The organism is Kocuria arenosa (genome assembly GCF_042879215.1).
In the GTDB taxonomy this organism is placed as follows: Bacteria; Actinomycetota; Actinomycetes; order Actinomycetales; family Micrococcaceae; genus Kocuria; species Kocuria arenosa.
On the sequence record NZ_JBHZTA010000020.1, the window covers coordinates 1 to 19,301 of the forward strand.

18 protein-coding genes are annotated in these 19,301 nt (G+C 75.2%); 11 read left to right on the forward strand and 7 right to left on the reverse strand.

Going from position 1 to position 19,301, the window contains the following annotated elements:
• Positions 1-256 precede the first annotated feature (256 nt).
• From ACFYE3_RS18290 to ACFYE3_RS18310, 5 genes are read left to right on the forward strand one after another with little or no spacing between them, the layout of a single operon-like run.
• Positions 257-1,369 (forward strand): iron-siderophore ABC transporter substrate-binding protein, encoded by a 1,113-nt coding sequence (locus ACFYE3_RS18290; RefSeq protein ID WP_387611671.1) that lies wholly within the window; start codon positions 257-259, stop codon positions 1,367-1,369.
• Positions 1,370-1,382: 13 nt separating this feature from the next.
• Entirely contained in the window at positions 1,383-2,474 is a 1,092-nt protein-coding gene (locus ACFYE3_RS18295; protein WP_387611674.1) for a FecCD family ABC transporter permease, read from the forward strand.
• Positions 2,471-3,550, forward strand: a complete 1,080-nt coding sequence (locus ACFYE3_RS18300; protein ID WP_387611677.1) for a FecCD family ABC transporter permease — start codon at positions 2,471-2,473, stop codon at positions 3,548-3,550. The genes ACFYE3_RS18295 and ACFYE3_RS18300 overlap by 4 nt, the downstream gene beginning before the upstream one ends.
• Positions 3,547-4,488, forward strand: a complete 942-nt coding sequence (locus ACFYE3_RS18305; protein WP_387611679.1) for an ABC transporter ATP-binding protein — start codon at positions 3,547-3,549, stop codon at positions 4,486-4,488. Before ACFYE3_RS18300 ends, ACFYE3_RS18305 begins: the two co-directional genes overlap by 4 nt.
• Positions 4,485-5,537, forward strand: coding sequence for a siderophore-interacting protein (locus ACFYE3_RS18310; protein ID WP_387611682.1), 1,053 nt, complete (start codon positions 4,485-4,487; stop codon positions 5,535-5,537). Before ACFYE3_RS18305 ends, ACFYE3_RS18310 begins: the two co-directional genes overlap by 4 nt.
• Before the next feature lie 57 nt (positions 5,538-5,594).
• Here ACFYE3_RS18310 and ACFYE3_RS18315 read toward each other — a convergent pair whose 3' ends face one another.
• Both ACFYE3_RS18315 and ACFYE3_RS18320 read right to left on the reverse strand, forming a co-directional pair.
• A complete protein-coding gene (locus tag ACFYE3_RS18315) occupies positions 5,595-6,776 on the reverse strand; it encodes a DUF418 domain-containing protein (RefSeq protein WP_387611684.1) in 1,182 nt (393 codons plus the stop codon).
• 287 nt (positions 6,777-7,063) lie between these two features.
• Complete coding sequence (locus ACFYE3_RS18320; RefSeq protein ID WP_387611687.1) at positions 7,064-8,239, reverse strand: PQQ-dependent sugar dehydrogenase; 1,176 nt, start codon at positions 8,237-8,239, stop codon at positions 7,064-7,066.
• Positions 8,240-8,332: 93 nt separating this feature from the next.
• On the opposite strand from ACFYE3_RS18320, the gene ACFYE3_RS18325 reads away from it, so the two are divergent.
• Positions 8,333-9,256: a DMT family transporter gene (locus ACFYE3_RS18325; RefSeq protein ID WP_387611689.1), complete on the forward strand. Its 924-nt coding sequence runs from the start codon at positions 8,333-8,335 to the stop codon at positions 9,254-9,256.
• Between the two features lie 291 nt (positions 9,257-9,547).
• On the opposite strand, the gene ACFYE3_RS18330 is transcribed toward ACFYE3_RS18325, so the two are convergent.
• A complete protein-coding gene (locus ACFYE3_RS18330) occupies positions 9,548-11,122 on the reverse strand; it encodes an alpha/beta hydrolase (protein WP_387611691.1) in 1,575 nt (524 codons plus the stop codon).
• Between the two features lie 196 nt (positions 11,123-11,318).
• Positions 11,319-12,779 carry an MFS transporter gene (locus ACFYE3_RS18335; RefSeq protein ID WP_387611694.1) on the reverse strand — a complete coding sequence of 487 codons (1,461 nt, stop codon included), beginning with the start codon at positions 12,777-12,779 and terminating at the stop codon, positions 11,319-11,321.
• Positions 12,780-13,086: 307 nt separating this feature from the next.
• Between ACFYE3_RS18335 and ACFYE3_RS18340 the strand changes: the two genes are divergently transcribed.
• On the forward strand, positions 13,087-14,013 hold the full coding sequence (locus ACFYE3_RS18340) for a DUF5996 family protein (protein WP_387611696.1): 927 nt from the start codon (positions 13,087-13,089) through the stop codon (positions 14,011-14,013).
• A 7-nt stretch (positions 14,014-14,020) separates the two neighbouring features.
• On the opposite strand, the gene ACFYE3_RS18345 is transcribed toward ACFYE3_RS18340, so the two are convergent.
• Positions 14,021-14,458, reverse strand: a complete 438-nt coding sequence (locus ACFYE3_RS18345) for a GNAT family acetyltransferase (protein ID WP_387611698.1) — start codon at positions 14,456-14,458, stop codon at positions 14,021-14,023.
• Between the two features lie 130 nt (positions 14,459-14,588).
• On the opposite strand from ACFYE3_RS18345, the gene ACFYE3_RS18350 reads away from it, so the two are divergent.
• The gene (locus tag ACFYE3_RS18350) at positions 14,589-15,203 is read left to right on the forward strand and encodes a hypothetical protein (protein ID WP_387611700.1); all 615 of its coding nucleotides are present in this window, start codon (positions 14,589-14,591) and stop codon (positions 15,201-15,203) included.
• Positions 15,200-16,798, forward strand: coding sequence for a GMC family oxidoreductase (locus tag ACFYE3_RS18355; protein WP_387611702.1), 1,599 nt, complete (start codon positions 15,200-15,202; stop codon positions 16,796-16,798). The genes ACFYE3_RS18350 and ACFYE3_RS18355 overlap by 4 nt, the downstream gene beginning before the upstream one ends.
• Before the next feature lie 23 nt (positions 16,799-16,821).
• On the opposite strand, the gene ACFYE3_RS18360 is transcribed toward ACFYE3_RS18355, so the two are convergent.
• Positions 16,822-17,619, reverse strand: coding sequence for an IclR family transcriptional regulator (locus ACFYE3_RS18360; RefSeq protein ID WP_387611705.1), 798 nt, complete (start codon positions 17,617-17,619; stop codon positions 16,822-16,824).
• Positions 17,620-17,701: 82 nt separating this feature from the next.
• Positions 17,702-18,022 carry a putative quinol monooxygenase gene (locus ACFYE3_RS18365; RefSeq protein WP_387611708.1) on the reverse strand — a complete coding sequence of 107 codons (321 nt, stop codon included), beginning with the start codon at positions 18,020-18,022 and terminating at the stop codon, positions 17,702-17,704.
• Positions 18,023-18,158: 136 nt separating this feature from the next.
• Here ACFYE3_RS18365 and ACFYE3_RS18370 point away from each other — a divergent pair, with 136 nt between their 5' ends.
• Positions 18,159-18,536 (forward strand): hypothetical protein, encoded by a 378-nt coding sequence (locus tag ACFYE3_RS18370; RefSeq protein ID WP_387611711.1) that lies wholly within the window; start codon positions 18,159-18,161, stop codon positions 18,534-18,536.
• A gap of 43 nt (positions 18,537-18,579) precedes the next feature.
• The gene (locus ACFYE3_RS18375; protein ID WP_387611713.1) at positions 18,580-19,293 is read left to right on the forward strand and encodes a FadR/GntR family transcriptional regulator; all 714 of its coding nucleotides are present in this window, start codon (positions 18,580-18,582) and stop codon (positions 19,291-19,293) included.
• The last annotated feature ends 8 nt before the right edge of the window (positions 19,294-19,301 follow it).

Here is a 19,301-nt window from a genome sequence, read left to right on the forward strand (position 1 = left end):
AAGAACGAAACTTCAACAACTGGTGATGACTCTACAGGTGTTCGCCGGAAAGCACAGTGACGGACCCCACGGAGCCGCCCGGACGCTCCCCCCTCACAGGACGAGGCGCACCCGACCACGTCGCCGGATCCATTAGGTCATACCCATGTTGCGTATTGGCCGGATCACGTCCTAGGGTGATCCCTGTCCTGCTGGTTAGGCAACCCTTGCCTAACCCCGATCTGCACCGACGGCCCCTCCGTCGACGTCCGAAAGGGTGGCCGTGGCCTCTCTGCTCGCCCGCGCTCCGCGCCCGCTGTTCCCCGCCCCGTCCGCCGCGCGCCGCCGTGTCCTCGCCCCGGCCGCCCTGCTGGCCGCCGGGGCCCTGGTGCTCACCGGGTGCTCGACCGGTCCGGCGGGCGGGGCGTCGGGGGGCGGGTCCGCGGCCGCCGGGGGCGCCACCGGCGAGTTCCCGCGCACCGTGGAGCACGCCTTCGGCGGGACCACCATCGAGGAGGCCCCCGAGCGCGTGGCCACGGTGTCCTGGGTCAACCACGACGTCGCGACCGCCCTCGGCGTGGTCCCGGTCGGGGTGCCCGCCCTGGACTTCGGCGCCAACGAGAACGGGTCCACCGACTGGTTCGACGCCGCGCTCGAGGAGTCCGGCGCCGAGGCCCCGGAGACCTACGCCGAGACGGACGGCATCAACTTCGAGGCGATCGCCGCGCTCCAGCCCGATGTCATCCTGGGCGCCTACTCCGGGCTGACCCAGGAGGACTACGACAAGCTCTCCGAGATCGCCCCCGTCGTCGGCTACCCCGAGGACGCCGTGGCCTACGGGACGTCCTGGCAGGACTCCACGGAGCTCATCGGCCAGGCCCTGGGCCGCGAGGAGCGGGCCGCGGAGGTCGTGGCGGACGTGGAGCAGCAGATCGCCGAGGCCGCCGCGGAGCACCCGGAGCTGGAGGGCACCTCGTTCGTGTACGGCACGCTCGACCCCTCCGCGGCCGACCAGATCTTCGCCTACACCGCGGTGGACAACCGCCCCAAGTTCCTCGAGTCCCTCGGCATGGTCCAGTCCGAGGCGGTCGAGCAGGCCGCCGAGGAGAAGAAGGACCAGTTCTTCATCACCTGGTCCCCGGAGCGCGCCGACGAGCTCACCTCCGACGTCTTCGTCAGCTGGGCCGAGGACGAGGGCGTGCGCGAGGCCATCGAGAACGACCCCCTGCTCAGCCGCATCCCCGCGGTCGCCGACGACGCCCTGGTGCTCCAGAGCGACCAGCAGGAGGTGCTCTCGGTCTCGGCGGCCTCCCCGCTGAGCATCCCGTGGGCCCTCGAGAACGTGCTGCCGGACATCGCCGAGGCCGCGGCCTCCACCGGCGGCCGGTGAGACCGCGGTCCCGGTGAGCAGCACGAGCACGGTCTCCCCCGCCCGGCCGACCCGTCGGGTCCCCGGCACCGCACTGCGGCGCCGGGGACCCGCCCTGTCCGCGGCCGTGCTGCTGCTGGCCGCCGCCGCCGCGGCCTCCCTGTTCTGGGGGGCCCGCTCGGTGGACCCGGCCACCGTGGTCGCCGTGCTCACCGGCCTGCCGGGCGCCCTGCTCGAAGGGGGCTGGTCGCAGGTCTCCGCCGGACTGGGCATCGACGCCGCCGTGGTGCAGAGCCGGGTCCCCCGGACCGTGACCGGGGTGCTCGTGGGGGCGGCACTGGCCGTGGCCGGCGCCGGCATGCAGGGGGTCAGCCGCAATCCGCTGGGCGATCCGGGCCTGCTCGGGCTGACCGCCGGCGCGGCGTGCGCGGTGGTCCTCGGGATCGGCTGGCTCGGCCTCGTGGCCACGTGGCAGCTCACCGCGCTGGCCCTCGCCGGCTCGGCCGTGGCCGCCGCGCTCGTCTTCGGCTCGTCCCGGCTCGGCGGCGGCGCCCCGACCCCGACGGGCCTGGTTCTGTCCGGCGCGGCCGTGAACGCCGGCTTCACCGCCCTGACCACCTCCGTGGTCCTCGTCCTGCCCGCGGTGCTGGACCGCTTCCGGTTCTGGAGCATCGGCTCGGTCGCCCGCGCCGAGTCCACCGACCTCGCCGCCGTGGCGCCCCTCGTCCTGCTCGGCGTGCTCCTGGTGCTCGGCGGCTCCTCGGGGCTCAACGCCATGGCCCTGGGCGACGAGCTCGCGCACGGGCTGGGCGTGGACCTGGGCGTGCAGCGCTTCCTGGTGTTCGTGGGCGTGGTCCTGCTCTCCGGCTCGGCCACGGCGCTCGCGGGTCCCATCGCCTTCGTGGGGCTGCTCGTGCCCCACGCCGTGCGCCGCTTCCTCGGCGGCGACTACCGCTGGATCGTCCTGTTCAGCGCGGTCCTGGGCCCCGTGCTGCTCCTGCTGGCCGACGTCCTCGGCCGGGTGCTGGCCCCGCCCCAGGAGATCCACGTGGGCGTCACCACCGTGGTGCTGGGCGTGCCCGTGCTGCTGGCGCTGCTGCGCCGGGGACGGAGCGTGACCCTGTGACCGGCACCATGCTCGCCCCCGCGCCCGCCGTCCCCGAGGAGCCCGGCGCCGCCGGGCTCGTGCGCGGCGTCCGGCGCGACCGGACCCGGCGCACCCGCCGGGCGATCGCCCTGCTGGCCCTGGCGCTGCTCGCGGCCCTGGCGGTGCGCGTGCTGCTCGGGCGCTACACCGTGACGGTCCCCGACTTCGTCGCGATCCTCGCCGGGGAGCAGATCCCCGGGGCGAGCTTCATCGTGCTGCAGGAGAAGCTGCCGCGCGCCGTGCTGGGCGCGCTCGCCGGGACCGCCCTCGGCTGCGCCGGCGCCCTGTTCCGCCGGGTGCTCCGCAATCCCCTGGCCAGCCCCGACATCCTGGGCATCACCTACGGCGCCGCGGCGGGGGCCGTGGCAGGCACCGCGCTGTGGGGCCTGCGGGGCACGGCGGTGTCCTGGACCGCCCTGGCCGGGGCGCTGCTCGCCGCGGCCCTCATCGCCGGCGCCTCGGTGCGGCTGCGCACCGGCGGGATCGTGGGCGAGCGCTTCCTGCTCGCCGGCATCGGCGTGGCCGCGCTCGCCCAGGCCCTCACCGCGGCCCTGCTGGTGCGGCTGTCCCTGAACTCCGCCCAGGACGCCGCCCTCTGGACCGCGGGCTCGCTCAACGCCGCCACGTGGGACCGGATCACCGTCCTCGCGGCGTGCCTGGTGCTGGCGTTGCCCGCCGCCGTGGCGGTGCACCGCGCGCTCGAGCCCGCCGAGCTCGGCCCGGAGCTGGCGGCCGGCCTCGGGGCGCGCCCGGCGCGCAGCCGGGCCCTCGCGCTGGGGCTGGGCGTGCTGCTGGCCGCCGTGGCCACGGCCGCGACCGGACCGCTCGCGTTCGTGGCACTGATGTCCACGCCCGTGGCCACCGCCCTGACCCGCGGGCGGACCTCGATCGTGGCGTGCGCCCTCGTGGGCGCCGTGGTCGTGGTGGTCGCCGACTCCATCGGCGCGGGCCTGCCGGCGCAGGTGCAGCTGCCGGCCGGTGTGGTCACCGGCGCCGTGGGCGCCCCCGTGATGCTGTGGCTGCTCGTGCGGCAGCGGAGAGGAGCCCTGGCATGAGCCCCGAGCTGCGCGCCGACCTGCGCCCCGTGCAGGACTCCGCGGCCGACGTCCCCGCGTTCCGGATGCGCGGCCTGTCCCTGGGCTACGACGACCGCACCGTGGTGCGGGAGGTGGACCTCGACATCCCGCACGGGGCCACCACCGTGCTCATCGGCGCCAACGGCTGCGGCAAGACCACGCTGCTCAAGGGCCTGTCCCGGCAGCTGCGCCCGCTCGCCGGCACGCTCGAGGCGGACGGCCGCGGCGTGCGCGAGTGGCACGCCCGCCCGTACGCCCGCTCGGTCAGCCTCCTGCCGCAGTCGCCCGTGGTCCCGGAGGGCCTGACCGTCGCCGAGCTGGTGGAGCGCGGCCGGCACCCGCACCGCCGGTGGTGGGGCGCCCCCTCCCCCGACGACGACGCGGCCGTGGCCCGGGCCATGGAGCTCACCGAGCTCACGGCCCTGGCCGCGCGGCCCGTGGAGGAGCTCTCCGGCGGGCAGCGCCAGCGGGTCTGGATCGCCCTGACCCTGGCCCAGCAGGCCCGGACGATGCTGCTCGACGAGCCCACCTCCTACCTCGACCTGGCCCACCAGGTGGACCTGCTGGACATGCTCCGGGGGCTGGAGCACCCGGACGGGCCGGGGGCCGGGCGGGCCACCGTCGTCGCCGTCCTGCACGAGCTGAACCTGGCCGCGCGCGTGGCCGACCGGCTCGTGGCGATGGCCGCGGGACGGATCGTGGCCGTGGGCACGCCCGCCGAGGTGCTCACCCCCGGGCTGCTGGCCGAGGTCTTCGGGCTCCGCGCGGACGTGGCCCGCGACCCCGTGGGCGGGCGGCCCGTCGTCCTGCCCCGCGGGCGGGCCCGCGAGGGCTCCCACCCCGTCGAACCTCCGGCACCCGTGTTCCTGGAGCCCGGGCCCCGGGCGGCCGCCGAGATCGGAAGGACCCTGCTGTGACCCTCGCCCCCACCCCCGAGACCGCCGCCGCCCACGCCGCCCCCGTGCTGTGCGTCGAGGCCGCCGTGACGTCCGTGACCCCGCTGTGCCCGTCCTTCCGCCGGATCACCCTGGCGGGCCCGGAGCTCGCCGGTCTGTCCCCCGCCCTCATCGGGGCCGGGGACCGGACCCGGTGCCGCGACGCCTACATCAAGCTGCTGGTCCCGCCCCCGGGCCGCGAGCCCGAGCGGGCGGACCTGTCCCTGGGCCTGCGGGAGGGCTGGTTCGCCCGGCCCGCCGAGGAGCGCGGCTGGATGCGCACCTACACCGTGCGCGGCGTCCGGCGCACCACGTTCTGCGGGATGGTGGTCCCGGAGCTCGTGATCGACGTCGTGGTGCACGGCGGGCACGCCCAGGACGGCCCGGGCAGCCGGTGGGCGGCCGCGGTGTCCCCCGGCGAGCGCGTGTACCTGCTCGGGCCCGGCCCGCAGGAGCGGCCGTGGGCGGCCTGGGACCACGGTGGTGCCCGGCGCGTCCTCGCGGTCGGGGACGAGACCGCCGCCCCGGCCCTGATGTCCGTCGCGGAGGAGTTCACGGACGCCCGCTCCGGGCTGCCCGCCGGCGGGGTCCGGCCCCGCCTCGACGTGGTGCTCGAGGTCCCGCACCCCGAGGACGTGGCCGCCCACCGCCTGCCCGCCGACCTGCCGGACGTGCGGCTGCACGTCCTGCCCCGCGCCGGGGGCGCCGAGCCGGCCGGGCACGGGCACCGGGCCGCGGTGCGCCTCGCGCGCCTGCTCGAGCTGCCCGGTGGAGCCGTGGACGACGTCCTGGCGGGCCGCCGCCCGCGGCGCGACCGCGGGACGCCCGTCCTGCCGGTCGCGGAGGACGCCGCCGAGCCTCGCGCGTGGTCGGTGGCCGCCCCCGGACGCGCCGACGTGCCCTACGTGTTCCTCGCCGGCGAGTCCGGCACCGTCAAGGCGCTGCGCCGGCTGTGTGTCGACGCCGCGGGCATCCCCAAGGACCACGTCTCCTTCATGGGCTACTGGCGGCAGGGCCAGGCGGAGTCCTGAGCGGCCGCGCACCGGGTCGCTGCCCGGCGGCGCGCGCCCACACCGGGGTCCGGGGCCTCAGTCCTCGCGGGCCACGGCCGCAGGGGCCCGGCGCGCGCCGGCGGCGCGCGCCGTGAGCTCCTCCAGCGGGCCGCGCGGGAAGCGCCGCAGCCACAGGTGCGCGAAGACCAGCACGGCGGCGCACACCAGCAGCCAGCCGAGAACCGTGGCGGGCAGCCGGTGCTGGGCTGTGGCCACGGCCAGGCCCGCGCCCCAGCCGTAGAACAGCGCCGAGGCCAGGAGGTTCTGCAGCAGGTAGCAGCTCAGGGCGGTCCGTCCGACCTCCGCGAGCCGCCGTGCGGCCCAGGACGGCGGGTGTCCGGGACGACGCACACCGAGGTGCGCCACGAGGGCCAGCAGACCCAGCGCCACGACCGGGGCGGTGGTGTAGCGGGCGAAGAAGGCACCGGCCTGCCCGCCCAGGACGTTCAGGCCGAGGTCCACGGGCAGGGCGACCACCAGGCCCAGGACCATGAGCCGCCGCCGCCACCGGTCCCCGTCCGGGCGGAAGAGACCGGCCCGCCACAGGAACCGCCCGGCCAGAAACATGACCACCCCCAGCCCGAGGATCAGGACGGGTTCGGCGCGGAAGAGGACGACGGCGTCCACCCGCAGCAGCACGAGCTCCCACCACGTGCCGTCGGCGTAGGGGTTCGGCCGGGCCAGGGCCTCGGCCGGGTCCCCGGCGGGGACGACGACGAGGACGGCCGTCAGCGCGCCGATCACCGCGACGTGCGCGGCGGCGCACGCCAGGACGACGCCGCGCTGCACCCGCTCCGAGGTGGTCACCAGCCACGCCGCGACCATCCCCGTGAGCGCGTAGCCCATCAGGACGTCGAACTCGATGATCAGCAGGTAGTTGAGCAGCCCGTCCAGGAACAGGATCCCCGCCCGCACCCGGTAGGACCGGGGCCACGCGAGTCCGCGCCGCCGGGCGGAGGCGTGCTGGACGGCGAGCCCGATGCCGAAGAGGAGCATCAGCAGGCCCAGGAACTTGCCGTTGGCCGCGGCCATCAGCAGCGCCTGGGCAGCACGCGCCGATCCGCCGGCGGTGCCGGCCAGCGGATCGGTCAGGTAGCCGAGGAAGCCGCCCTGGTGGCTGAAGATCCAGATGTTGGTGGCAAGCGTGCCGAGGATCGCGAGACCGCGGGCCACGTCGAGGGCTGCGATGCGGGAGGGGCCGGGGGCAGGAGCGGGCACGGGTCCATTCTGCCCGGCTCCGGCACCCGGCGGATCCGCCCGGGGACGGACCCGCCGGGGCGCCGATCCACCGTCGACCGGCCGGGAGGCGACGCGCAGCACGGCAGGGTGCGTCCGTCCAGGGTTGAGCCGGTGGGCAACCGGGCGGGACCACCGCCGCACGTCGTCCGCACCCCTCCGGAGATGCGGGCCGAGGCGGCCCGGGCCTCCGGGTGCCGGGTCCAGACGGCCCCCAGCTCCCCCGCAGCGGCGCCGGGACCTCACGGCGCGAGCAGGCCGCACACCGCTCAGGAGTCTCCGGTGCTCGCCGTGACGCGCAGGACGGCGTCGTCGGCGCCGTTGGAGGTGGTGACCCACAGGGCGCCCTCGTCGTCGAGGGTCAGCGAGCGCAGCCGGCCGTACTCGTTCTCCAGCTCCGCCATGCGCGTCCGCCCGGTGACCTCGGTGTCCTCGACCCGGTAGACCCCCACGCCGGTGTTCTTCAGCTCCGCGACCGCCAGCGCGCCCTCCCACCCGCCCCACTGCTGCCCCTCGAGGAAGACGGCCCCGCTGAGCGCGACGGTCGGGCGCCCCGAGGACCACGCCGCCGGGACCGCGTCCGGGTACTTCTCGAGATCGGTCATGGGCACGGACTCGTCGTAGCCGGGGGCCGGGTCCCACCCGTAGTTGCCGCCGGGCTCGAGGACGTTGACCTCGTCGTCCGTGCCGGGGCCGTGCTCCGCCGACCACACCGTGTCCGTCCCGGGCTGCACCGCGAGGCCCTGGACGTTGCGGTGGCCCAGGGTGTGGACGGCGGCCGCAGGCCCGTCCCGGTCGGCGAACGGGTTGTCCTCCGGGATCGTGCCGTCGGGGTGGAGCCGCAGCGTCTTGCCCCCCAGGGAGTCCGGGTCCTGCGGGTTCTCACCCTGCGCGGCGTCCCCGGTGCCGACGAGGAGCGTGCCGTCCGGGACGAAGCGCAGCCGGCAGCCGCTGTGCCGGCCGGAGCTGATGGGCAGGCCTGCGACGACCGTCCCGGTGCGCTCGGCCGCCGCGGCGCCCTCGTCGAGCCGCCAGCGGGTGACCCGCACGTCGCGCGGCCGGCCGTCGCCGGCCCGGGTCGCGTGGCACAGGAAGATCTCCCGGCTGCGTGCGAAGTCCGGGGAGACCTCCAGGCCCATCAGCCCGGCCTCGCTGCCCACGAACAGGTCGTCCAGGTCGGCCGCAACCTCCCGCGTGCCCTGCTCGTCGTGGGCCAGCAGCCGGCCGGCCCGCTCGGTGACCAGCACGGTGCCCTCCGGGGTGAGGGCCACGTCCCACGCGAGCTCGAGGTCGTCCACGACGACCTCGACGTCCAGTGCGGGGGCGTCCGCCGGTGTCCCCAGGCGGTTGCCGGTCGCCATGGTCCCGCCGCTGTCCGGGGCGCAGGCGCTCAGCAGCAGAACGAGCACGGACAGCGTGCTCACGATCCCCCCGCGGATGTCCATGGTGGCAATCTACTCCCGTCACCGCCGGACCGGCCCCGTAGGATCGGGGCATCCAGCCCGGACGGGGTCGCGGAGCGGATCGGAGGTGCGCCGGTGGACCACGCCCCGGCCGGCCATGCCCGGCTGATCCTCCTGGGCGCCGTGGCGCCGGTCGTGTGGGGGACGACCTACGTGGTCACCACCGAGCTGCTGCCGCCGGACCGGCCCATGACCGCGTCCCTGCTGCGGGCCCTCCCGGCCGGGCTCCTGCTGCTCGCCCTGACCCGGCAGCTGCCGCCGCGGGACTGGTGGGGACGGTTCTCGGTGCTCGCGCTGCTCAACTTCGGGGCGTTCTTCCCCCTCCTGTTCCTCGGCGCCTACCGCCTCCCGGGCGGTCTCGCCGCGGTCGTCGGCTCCGCCCAGCCCCTGGTCGCGGCGCTCCTGCTGCTCCTGGCGTTCCGGCAGCGCACGCCCCTCCCCCGGGTGCTGTGGGCGCTCGCCGCGGTGGCGGGCGTGTCCGTGGCCGTGCTCGCCGGCACCGTCACCCTGGACGCCCTGGGGCTCGCGGCGGCCTTCGCCGGGACCGCGGTCATGGCCGCCGGGGTGGTCCTGACCCGCCGGTGGGGACTGCCCGAGGGCATGAACGGGCTCGCGGCGACCGGCTGGCAGCTGACCCTCGGCGGGCTGATGATCGCTCCGCTCGTGCCCCTGCTGGACACCGGCGCCTTCGTCCTGGACCTGCCGGCCGTGCTGGGCTACGCCTGGTTGGCGCTGCCCGGGGGCGCCATCGCCTACGCCGCGTGGTTCCACGCCGGCCGGCGCGTGCCGTCCACGAGCCTGACCCTGCTGATCCCGTTGACCCCGGTGACGGCCGCGGTCCTGGGCCTGCTGCTGCTGGACGAGACGCTCACGGGCCTCCAGGCCGCGGGGTTCGGACTGGCCCTGGTCGCCTCCCTGGCCGGACAGCTGCCGGGCCTGCCGCGCCCCGGGCTCCACCGGGGCGCCGGCCGAGGACGGCCGTTCCGCAGTCCTCCGTGACGCCCCTGGGGATCCCCCCGGCCACGGCGGCCACGGCCCCGCACCGGCGGAGCCCGTCACGGTTCTTCATGTCCTCCTCGCCCACCGTCCGCACCCCTGGCGTTCGCCCGGCGGCCGTGCCCTGCGAGGTTCCGGACGCGGTCCGGAAAATCAAGTGGTGATCCGTGACCCGCGTCTCAGTAGGATGGGCCGAAGCTGCCGGATCTTCCTGATTTCCCTGGCGGCTGGGCCGGTGCGGGGGCGATCTCGTACCGGCCGCTTTCTGTCCTCTCCGCAACGGGCTCCTCCGGATCAGCAGGTCGTCTCCTCCGCGGGCAGCACGCCTTCGAGGAGGTAGGCGGTGACCGTCTCGTCGATGCACCGGTTGCCGCTCAGATAGGACCCGTGCCCCTCGCCCACGCGGGTCAGCAGGTGCCCGTCCTCGAGCTGCGCGGCCAGCGCCTGCGACCACGCGTAGGGGGTGGCGGTGTCCCCCGTGCCTCCGACCACCAGGATCGGCCCGGCACCGGCGGCGTCGATCGGAGCGGGCGCGCTGACAGGCTCGTGCGGCCAAGCCCCGCAGGTGACCGCCCCGTGGCTGAACCAGTCGCCGAGGGTCGGGGACGCCTCCTGCAGCTGCGCGTCCAGCGCCGCCATCGCGGCGGGGTCGTCGTTCTCGGGACGGTCGAGGCAGTCGATCGCGATGTTCGCCTCATAGGCGTTGGTGTAGGTGCCGTCGGGTCCCCTGCCGTAGGCGATGTCCGCGAGGCGCATCAGTCCCGTCCCGTCCCCGTGCTCCGTGGCCAGGGCGAGGGACTGGGTCAGGAACCACCAGATGCGCGGATCGTAGAGCGGTTTGATGAGCCCGCTGACCGCGTCGTCCACGGTGAGCGGCCGTCCGTCGGCGGTCGGCAGCGGCTGCGCCGCGATCTGCCGGAGCAGGGCCTCGATCTCGGCCAGGCCCTCGTCGGCGGTCCCCTCGAACGGGCATCCGTCCTGCGGGAGGCAGGTCTCGACGTACACCCGGAGGGCCCGCTCGAAGCCGGCGGCCTGGTCGAGGGTCAGCCCGGAGCCGTCCAGGGAGGGGTCCATGGCCGCGTCGAGGACGAACCGGCCTGTCCGTTCGGGGAACAGGTCGGCGTACGTGGCGCCGAGCAGGGTGCCGTAGGAGTACCCGAGGTAGTCGAGCTGGTCGTCGCCCAGCACCGCCCGCAGGATGTCCAGGTCCTTGGCGGCGCTGACCGTGTCGACCTCGCCGAGCAGCGGGCCGGTGTTCGCCGCGCACGCCGCGGCGAACCGCTCGGCCGCCGCGACGGCCCGGGCCAGCCCCTCCGGGGTGTCGGGGTCCCCGGTGCCGGCACGCATCGCGTCCAGCGTGGCGTCGTCGACGCACTCCACCGCGGTGGAGCTGCCCACGCCTCGCGGGTCGAAGCCCACGATGTCGTACGCGGCCCGGACGCGCGGGTCCAGGCCGGCCGCCCACGCCTCGATCGAGGCCGTGCCGGATCCGCCCGGGCCGCCGAAGTTCACGAGCAGGGAGCCCTGCCGGGCGGCGGGGTCGGTGCTCACCACCCGGGTGACCGCCAGCTGGATCCGCCCGGCGGCCGGGTTCTCGTGGTCGAGCGGCACCTGCACCTGGGCGCACTCCGCCGCCACGCCGCACGGGCTCCACACGAGCTGCTGGGCGTAGAGGTCCTCGAGCCCGGGCGGCACCTGCGCGGTGACGACGACGCCGGGCGGCGGCGCGGCGACCGTGGCCGCCCCGCCCACCGGACCGGTCGTCAGGAGCACGGCCAGCGCCAGGGCGGAGCCCGCCCGGCGCGTGCGCCTCCTTCCGCGAGCACCGGGGATGTCGTCGGGGCCTCGGCCGTTCTCGGCAGAACGCATGGCTCACCACTGCTTTCGGTCGGACCGGCCGGACGCCGGTGCGCGAGCACGAGCGCGGACGCGCACGTCATGACCCCTGCCACCGGCCTCGCGGCCCGCCGGGCCCCCGGGCGCCCCGCGCCCCGCAGCCCCCGGCCTCCGCGCCCCACCGCCGTGCCACCAGGGGCTTCAGGCTAGGAGCGCGCCGATCGGGTGGTCAAGGATGTGTCGCGGCGCGAAGGCCGCGCCGGCCGCCCCGCGCCGCGGGACGGCGGAGGACCACCGCGGACAGCAGCCCGCCCGCGGCGAGCAGGCCCGCGCACAGACCCATGACCACGGGGAAGCCCTCGCGGAGCCGGGCCGGATCGGTGAGGCCGGTCTCCCCGAGCCCGCCCACCAGCGGGACCGCCGCGACCGCGAGCAGGCCCGCCGTGCGCGCCACGGCGTTGTTGACCCCGCTGGCCAGCCCGGCCTGCTCCGTGGGCAGCGCGCCGAGGACCGTGGCGGTCAGCGGCGCGACCAGGAGGGTCAGTCCGGCGCCGAACACCGCGGCGGGGACCAGCACCTCCAGGAGGTAGTGCGCCCCGGGCCCGGCCCGGCCCAGCAGGAGCACCCCGAGCGCGGCGATCAGCGGACCGGCCGTCATGGGCAGCCGCGGACCCACCCGGTGCACCAGGGCGCCGGCGGACGGTGAGAGCACCAGCATCAGGACGGTGACGGGCAGCAGGGACAGCCCGGCGGCCACGGGCGAGAACCCGGCCCCCACCTGGAGGGCGACGACGAGGACGAAGAAGACCGCGCCCAGGCCCGCGTAGACCACGAAGGTGATGACGTTCGCCGCGACGAACAGCCGCTGCCCGAGCAGGGCGGGAGGCAGCAGCGGGGACACCGCACGCCGCTCCCGGAGCAGGAACGCCGCGAGCAGCCCCGCCCCGGCCGCGAGCGCCCCGCCCGTGACCGGCGCCGACGGGTCGTCGCCGGCCGCGGCCGTCAGCCCGAGCGTCAGCATCCCGAGACCGGCCACCAGCAGCGCGGCGCCGGGCACGTCGAGCCGCGGGCAGGCCGCCGGGTTCCTGGACTCGGGCACGTGCCGGCGGGCGATCAGCACCACGGCGAGCGCCACCGGCAGGTTGACCAGGAACACCCACCGCCACGAGGTGGTCTGGACCAGCCAGCCGCCCGCGAACGGCCCCACGGCCGCGGCCACCCCCGTGAGCCCCGACCAGGCGCCGATGGCACGGGCCCGGTGTCCCGGGGCGAAGGACGACTGCAGGATCGCGAGCGCGGTCGGCACGAGGAGGGCACCGCCGACCCCCTGGACGGCCCGTGCGGCGACGAGGACGGTGACGTCCGGGGCCAGGCCGCACAGCGCGGAGGCCCCCGCGAAGCAGCCGACGCCGAGGAGGAAGATCCTGCGCCGGCCGTACCGGTCCCCCAGCGAGCCGCCCAGCAGGACGAGGGCGGCCAGGGTCAGCGTGTAGCCGTTGACCACCCAGGTCAGGCCGGTGCTCCCCGCGCCCAGGTCGGCGCCGACGGCCGGCAGGGCGATGCTCACCACGGTCGTGTCGATGAAGGTCAAGGCGGAGCCGAGCACGGTGGCGGCCAGCACCCACCGGGCCCGCCGCTCCCCCCAGGACAGCAGCTCGGGCGCGGCGCCGGGGCCGGGCGGGGCGGTCATGGTGCTGCGCTCGGCAGACGGGTCATCGGTGGACGCACCGGCGCAGGTGCCCCCGCGGCCCGCCGGGCGCCGGGCACTCGGCGCGTCCCGCACCGCTCCGCGAGGCGCCCGCACCGGTCTCCTCGTCCATGTCCTCCATGTCGTTCACGTCGTCGCGACATCTGTCGTCGCGGCTCATGCGGACCACCCCCACGGCGCAGGACGCCGCCCACCGCGGCCTCCGGCACCACTGTGGCACTTCCGCCGGACCGCGGACACCCCTGGATTCCGCGGCAGGACACCCGCACACTGGGCACAGGAGGCGCTCATGACCCACCCTGCTCTGCCCGAGATGCCCTACGAGTCCTGGCGGGACACCCTGGACACCGTCCACCGGTTCGCCCAGGTGGTCGGCAAGGTGCGGCTGGCGTCCGCCCCGCGGCGCAACCACTGGTGGAACGTCCCGTTCCACCTCACCGGCCGCGGCACCACCACCCGCCCGATGGGACGGGACCCGGTCTTCACGATCGACTTCGACTTCCTGGACCACCGCCTCGACGTCAGCACCGCCGACGGAGCCCGGCACTCCTTCGCCCTTCCGGGGCTGTCCGTCGCCGAGTTCCACGCCCGCGTCCTGCACGCCCTGGCGGCGGTGGGGGCGGAGGTGACCATCGCCCGTCCCCACCCGTTCGACCTGCCCGACTCCGGGCGTCCGTTCAGCGCCGACACCGAGCACGCCGCCTACGACCCCGCCGCCGTCACCCGCTACTGGCGGGTCCTGGGCCAGGTGAACCTGCTGCTGGAGGAGTTCGCCGCCGGCTGGTCCGGGAAGACCAGCCCCGTGCACCACTTCTGGCACACGTTCGACATCGCCGTGACCCGCTTCGCCGACCGCTTCGTGGATCCCCCGCCCGGCACGGACCCGGTCACCCGCGAGGCCTACTCCCGGGAGGTCATCAGCTCCGGGTTCTGGTTCGGGGACCCCGCCTTCCCGGAACCGGCCTTCTACTCCTACACCGCCCCGGAACCCGACGGGCTGGCCGGTGAGCCCCTGCGGCCGGAGGCCGCGTTCTGGAGCGAGCGCGGCGGCGGCCACCTCGCCGTCCTGCGCTACGACGACGTGCGGGCGCTGCCCGATCCGCACGGCGCCGTCCTGGAGTTCTGGGACAGCGCCTACCGCGCCGGGGCGCGCCGCAGCTCCTGGGACTTCGCGCGCTACGACTGCCCGGAGGGCGTGACCGACCCCCTCGGCTGAGCCGGGGTCAGCCGCTCTGCTGGGCCTGCCGCGCGGGGTCGAAGAACTTCCCGAGCACCACGGTGTCCTGGACGGCGTAGCCCATCCGCTCGTAGAACTCCCGGGTGCCCGTGTTCGTGCTGCGGACCATGAGCTGCATCTTCGGGATGCCGCGCCCGGCCACCCACCGCTCGGCCGCGGCCATCAGCTCGCGGCCCAGTCCCTGTCCCCGGCGGGACGGGTGCACGGCCACGTAGTACACCCACCCCCGGTGGCCGTCGTGGCCGACCATGGCGGTGCCGGCGAGACGTCCCTCCTCGACGGCGGCCAGGACCGTGGAGGACGGGCTCCCGAGCGCCCGGTCCAGGTCCGCGCGCGGGTCGTTCCAGGGGCGCGTCAGCCCCGCCTCCTCCCACAGGGACACGGCGTCCCCGTGCAGGGGCTCCGGCAGTCGTTCGACGATCACACGGCCTCCTTCGGTCGGCCCATGCTCTCACGGGTGCTGATTCTCGTCCTGCGATAACGGACCTGGCCCGCGGACGTGTGCTGGCTCACACTTCGAGACACACCCGTCACCGCCGACGAGGAGGAGACCCATGGTCTATCCCGCGAAGTACTCCGCCCTGAACGCGCTCGCCCTGACCGACGAGGCGAAGCGCACCCTCACCCGCGTCATCCGGGTCGCGTTCCCCCACCCCCGGATCCCCGACGGCCCGTACGAACGAATGGCGGAGAAGATCGCCGCCGAGGCCGAGAACTCCACGTGGTTCCGGATGGCCCTGACCCAGGGACTGCTGACCCTGAACTCGCTCAGCGACGCCCCGTTCGCGGAGCTGCCGGACGACGCCGCGCTCAAGGTGCTCAAGCGGATCGCCGACCTCGAGTTCTTCGGCTTCATCCGCCGCACCACCGTGCTGCACCTCTACGACGACCACGAGGTGTGGGAGGCCCTGGGCTACGAGGGCGAGTCCTTCTCCCGGGGCGGGTACCTGCACCGCGGCTTCGACGACCTCGACTGGCTGCCGGACCCGCGCGTCGAGGAGTCCGAGGAGGAACTGACCGAGTGCGGGGCCCTCGGCTACCCGGTGGCGACCGCCGCCCCGAAGGAGGGGTGGAACCTGGACCAGCAGGGCGCCTCCGAGACCACCGAGCAGCCCTTCAGCGACCTCTTCAAGGGGTCGGACGTCGTCGACCACGGAGAGACCGCATGACCACCACGCCCCAGGACCAGCAGCGCGCCGCACGGATCGACCTCGACGACGACTCCGCCGTCGTCGTCATCGGCTCCGGAGCCGGCGGAGGCACCCTCGCCCACGAGCTGACGGAGAAGGGCATCAAGGTGGTGCTCCTCGAGGCCGGGCCGCACCTCACCAGCGAGGACTGGGTCAACGACGAGTGGGAGGCCTTCCACCAGATGGCCTGGCTGGACCCCAGGACCACCACGGGGTCGTGGCGGATCGCCCGGGACTTCCCCAACCTCCCGGCGTGGATCGTCAAGGCCGTCGGCGGGACCACCACCCACTGGTCCGGGGCCACCCCCCGGTTCAAGGCCCACGAGTTCCGCACGCGCAGCGTCTACGGGCGCGTCGACGGCGCCAACCTCCTGGACTGGCCGATCGGCCTGGAGGACCTCGCCCCGTACTACGACCGGGCCGAGCAGAAGATCGGCAGCACCCACCGCCACGGCCGGCCGCCGCTGCCCGCGAACAACAACTACAAGGTGCTCGCCGCGGGCGCGGAGAAGCTCGGCTACCGGCACTACGCGACCGGCCCCTACGGGACCAACGCGGAGCCGTACGACGGGCGCCCGGCGTCCGTCCAGGACGGGTTCAACTTCCAGGGCGACAAGAACCGCTCGAAGTGGTCCACGCTCGTCTCGGAGATCCCCAAGGCCCTGCGCACCGGCAACCTCGACCTGCGCCCGGACTGCCACGCCGTGCAGATCACCCACACGGAGAAGGGCCTGGTCGACAGCGTCCTCTACGTCGACGCGCAGGGCCAGGTCCAGCGGCAGCGCGCACGGCTCGTGGCGGTGGCGTGCAACGCGATCGAGACGCCCCGGCTGCTCATGCTCTCGGGCTCCCCGCTGTTCCCGGACGGGCTCGCGAACTCCTCCGGGCAGCTGGGCCGCAACTACATGCGGCACACCACGGGCTCCGTCTACGCGCAGTTCGACCGGCCGGTGCACATGTACCGGGGCGAGACGATGGCCGGACTCGTCGCGGACGAGTCCCGGCACGACGTCGACCGAGGCTTCGCCGGCGGCTACTACATGGAGACGATCTCCCTGGGCCCCGCCTTCCTCGCCAGCTTCGTGGACCCCGGCTCCTGGGGACCGGACTTCACGGCCCTGCTGGACGGCTACGAGAACACCGCCGGGATGTGGGTGGTGGGCGAGGACATGCCGCAGGAGGGCAACCGGGTGACCCTCAACTCCTCCGTGACCGACCACCTGGGACTGCCCGTGCCCAACGTGCACTTCGACGACCACCCGAACGACGTCGCGATGCGCAACCACGGCTACCAGCAGGCGTCCCTGCTCTACGAGTCCGTGGGAGCGACCTCCGTGCACCACACCCCGCCCTACCCCTCGACCCACAACATGGGCACGGCCCGGATGAGCGAGCGGCCCGAGGACGGGGTCACCAACGCGTTCGGCCAGACCCACGACGTGCCGAACCTGTTCGTCGCGGACGGATCGCTGTTCACGACCGGCGCGGCGGCGAACCCGACGCTGACGATCGTGGCCCTGGCCGTCCGGCAGGCGGACTACATCGCCCAGCAGCTGGCGGGACGGCACCTGTAGCCACCGGTCGGCGGGGGGGCTGCTCAGCCGGGCGCGGGCCCGGCCGGACAGCCCCCCGCCGCGCGCAGAGCCCGCCCCACCCGGTCCGCGGCGTCGCGCAGGACCGGCGCGATCGACCGGTGCCGCCGCTCGAAGTCGGCGGGCCGCAGGGACACGGCCACGGAGCCCAGGGTGCGCCCGGCGGAGTCGACCACGGGCGCGGCCAGGCACGAGGCGCCGGGCACGAACTCCTCCCGCTCCACGGCGATGCCCTCCGCGCGCACGCGCCCGAGCTCGTGCCCCAGCTCCTCCGGTGTGCTGAGCGTGCGGTCCGTGAGGAGGCGCATCCCGTGGCGGCCCAGGTAGTCCGCCACCTCGTCGTCGTCCATGCGCGAGAGCAGGATCTTGCCGAAGGCCGTGGCGTGGGCGGCGCCCGTGAAGCCGAAGTCCATGGGGTCGATGCGCGGCCGGCGCGGGGAGTCGACCACGTGCGCCACCACGACGGCGTCGCCGCGGTAGACCGCGAAGTAGGCGGCGGCGTCGGCGCTGCCGTGCAGCTCCCGCACCGCACGCTGGACGGAGGCGGGGACGGCGACCTGCTGGCGCAGGGAGGCGTCGAGGGCGTGGAGCTTGTAGCCCAGGCCGTAGCGGCGCTGGTCCCGGAGGTGCACCACGTGCTCGGAGGCCACGAGCGTCTGCAGCAGACGGTAGACCGAGGGCAGCGGCATCCCGAGCTCGGTGCTGATGTCCTTCGCCGTGGCCCCGCGGGGGTCCCCCGCGACCACGTCCAGGAGGGCGAAGGCCTTCTGGACGGAGGCCATGCCGGTGTCGTGTGCGGTCATGCCTCACATTCTGGCGTGCCGGATTGCACATGCCAACAGCCCGGGAGCCTCGCTCCCGGGCCGGCGGCGTGCCGGCGGGCGGTCACCCGACCGTGAGCTCAGCCATCCGGTTCCAGTCCGAGGCCGAGATCTGCTCGCTGATGATCTGCGGGGTCTCCACGAGCGCCTGGGGCGCCTCCGCCGTGAACTTCTTGAAGTGGTCGGTGTTCACGTGCGGGCCCGCGCCGTCGTCCGCGAAGGCCTCGACCAGCACGAACTCGTGGGGGTCCTCCACGCTGCGGGACCAGTCGAACCACAGGTTGCCCGGCTCCGCACGGGTGGCCTCGGTGAACTCCTTGGAGAACTCGACCCAGCGGTCGGCCCACTCCGGCTTCACCTTGAACTTGACGACGATGAAGATCATCCCTGCTCCCTTCTCGCGGACGCCCCGCAGCACCCGGGACTCTGAGTGCTAGTGTCGCGGTCCGTGGAACGGCCCGCCAAGGCAGGTTATCGCGGACCGATAACGACGGCGTCCGGCTCCCCGTACGCTGGATCCCATGACCGATCCGCCACCGCCGACCGCACCGGACACCGTGGACCTCGACGGGAGGACGTTCGTGGGCGTGTCCAACGCCGCCGACGGGGACGTCGGATCCGACACGGTCTTCGCCTACCGGCAGGAGGACGACCTCGTGTGGGCGGAGTACGCGGGGGGCGCGGTGCGCAGAGGCTTTCTCGTCGGCACGCGCACCGGGGACGGGCTGAGCTTCCGCTACTCGCACCTGGACAGCGCCGGGGAGACCGCCGGCGGGGCGTGCACGTCCCGCATCGAGGTGCTCGGGGACGGCAGGGTGCGCCTGCACGAGACCTGGGCCTGGGAGTCCCGGGCGGGCACCGGGCGCAGCGTGGTCGAGGAGCTCGGCCACCGGTCCTGATCCCGGGCTGCGGGGGCCGCTCCCGGGGTGGGATCATGTCCTCATGAGCCGCAACCTCACCTCCGCCCTCGTGGACGACCTCCGGGCGCGCATCGTCGGCGGGCGCATCTCCCCCGGCGAGCGCCTGCCCAGCGAGAGCACGCTGATCGCGGAGCACGGGGTCAGCCGCACGGTGGTGCGCGAGGCCGTCGCCCGGCTGCAGGCGGAGGGGCTCGTGCACACCCGGCGGGGCAGCGGCAGCTTCGTGCTGACCCCGCCGGCCGCGCCCGGCGGGACGAGCCGGCCGGTGCGGACCCTGCAGGACCGGCGCCGGCTGCTGGCGTTCCGCACCGGGGTCGAGTCCGAGGCCGCGGCGCTGGCGGCCACGGCCCGGGAGGAGCACCAGCTCGCCCGGATGGAGGACGCCCTGGCGCGCTCCGAGGAGGAGGTCGACAACCCGGCCGCGTCCCTGGAGAACGACTTCGAGTTCCACCGGACCGTGGCGGAGGCCAGCGGGAACCCGTACTACGTGGACGCGCTGACCGGCCTCGGGCCGGCGATGATCACCATGCCGCCGCGCCGGCTGGACGGTGCCCCGGGCGGCGGGCGCGCGGCCCGGGTCGCCGCCGAGCACCGGTCGGTCCTGGACGCGATCCGGGCCCATGACCCCCTCGCCGCGTCGGCGGCGATGCGCGCGCACCTGGCGAACTCCCGGTGGCGGCTCGAGGCGGAGGCGGGCGGCAGCGGGCCGTCCGCGACCGCACCGGAGAACGGCTGAGGCCCGGC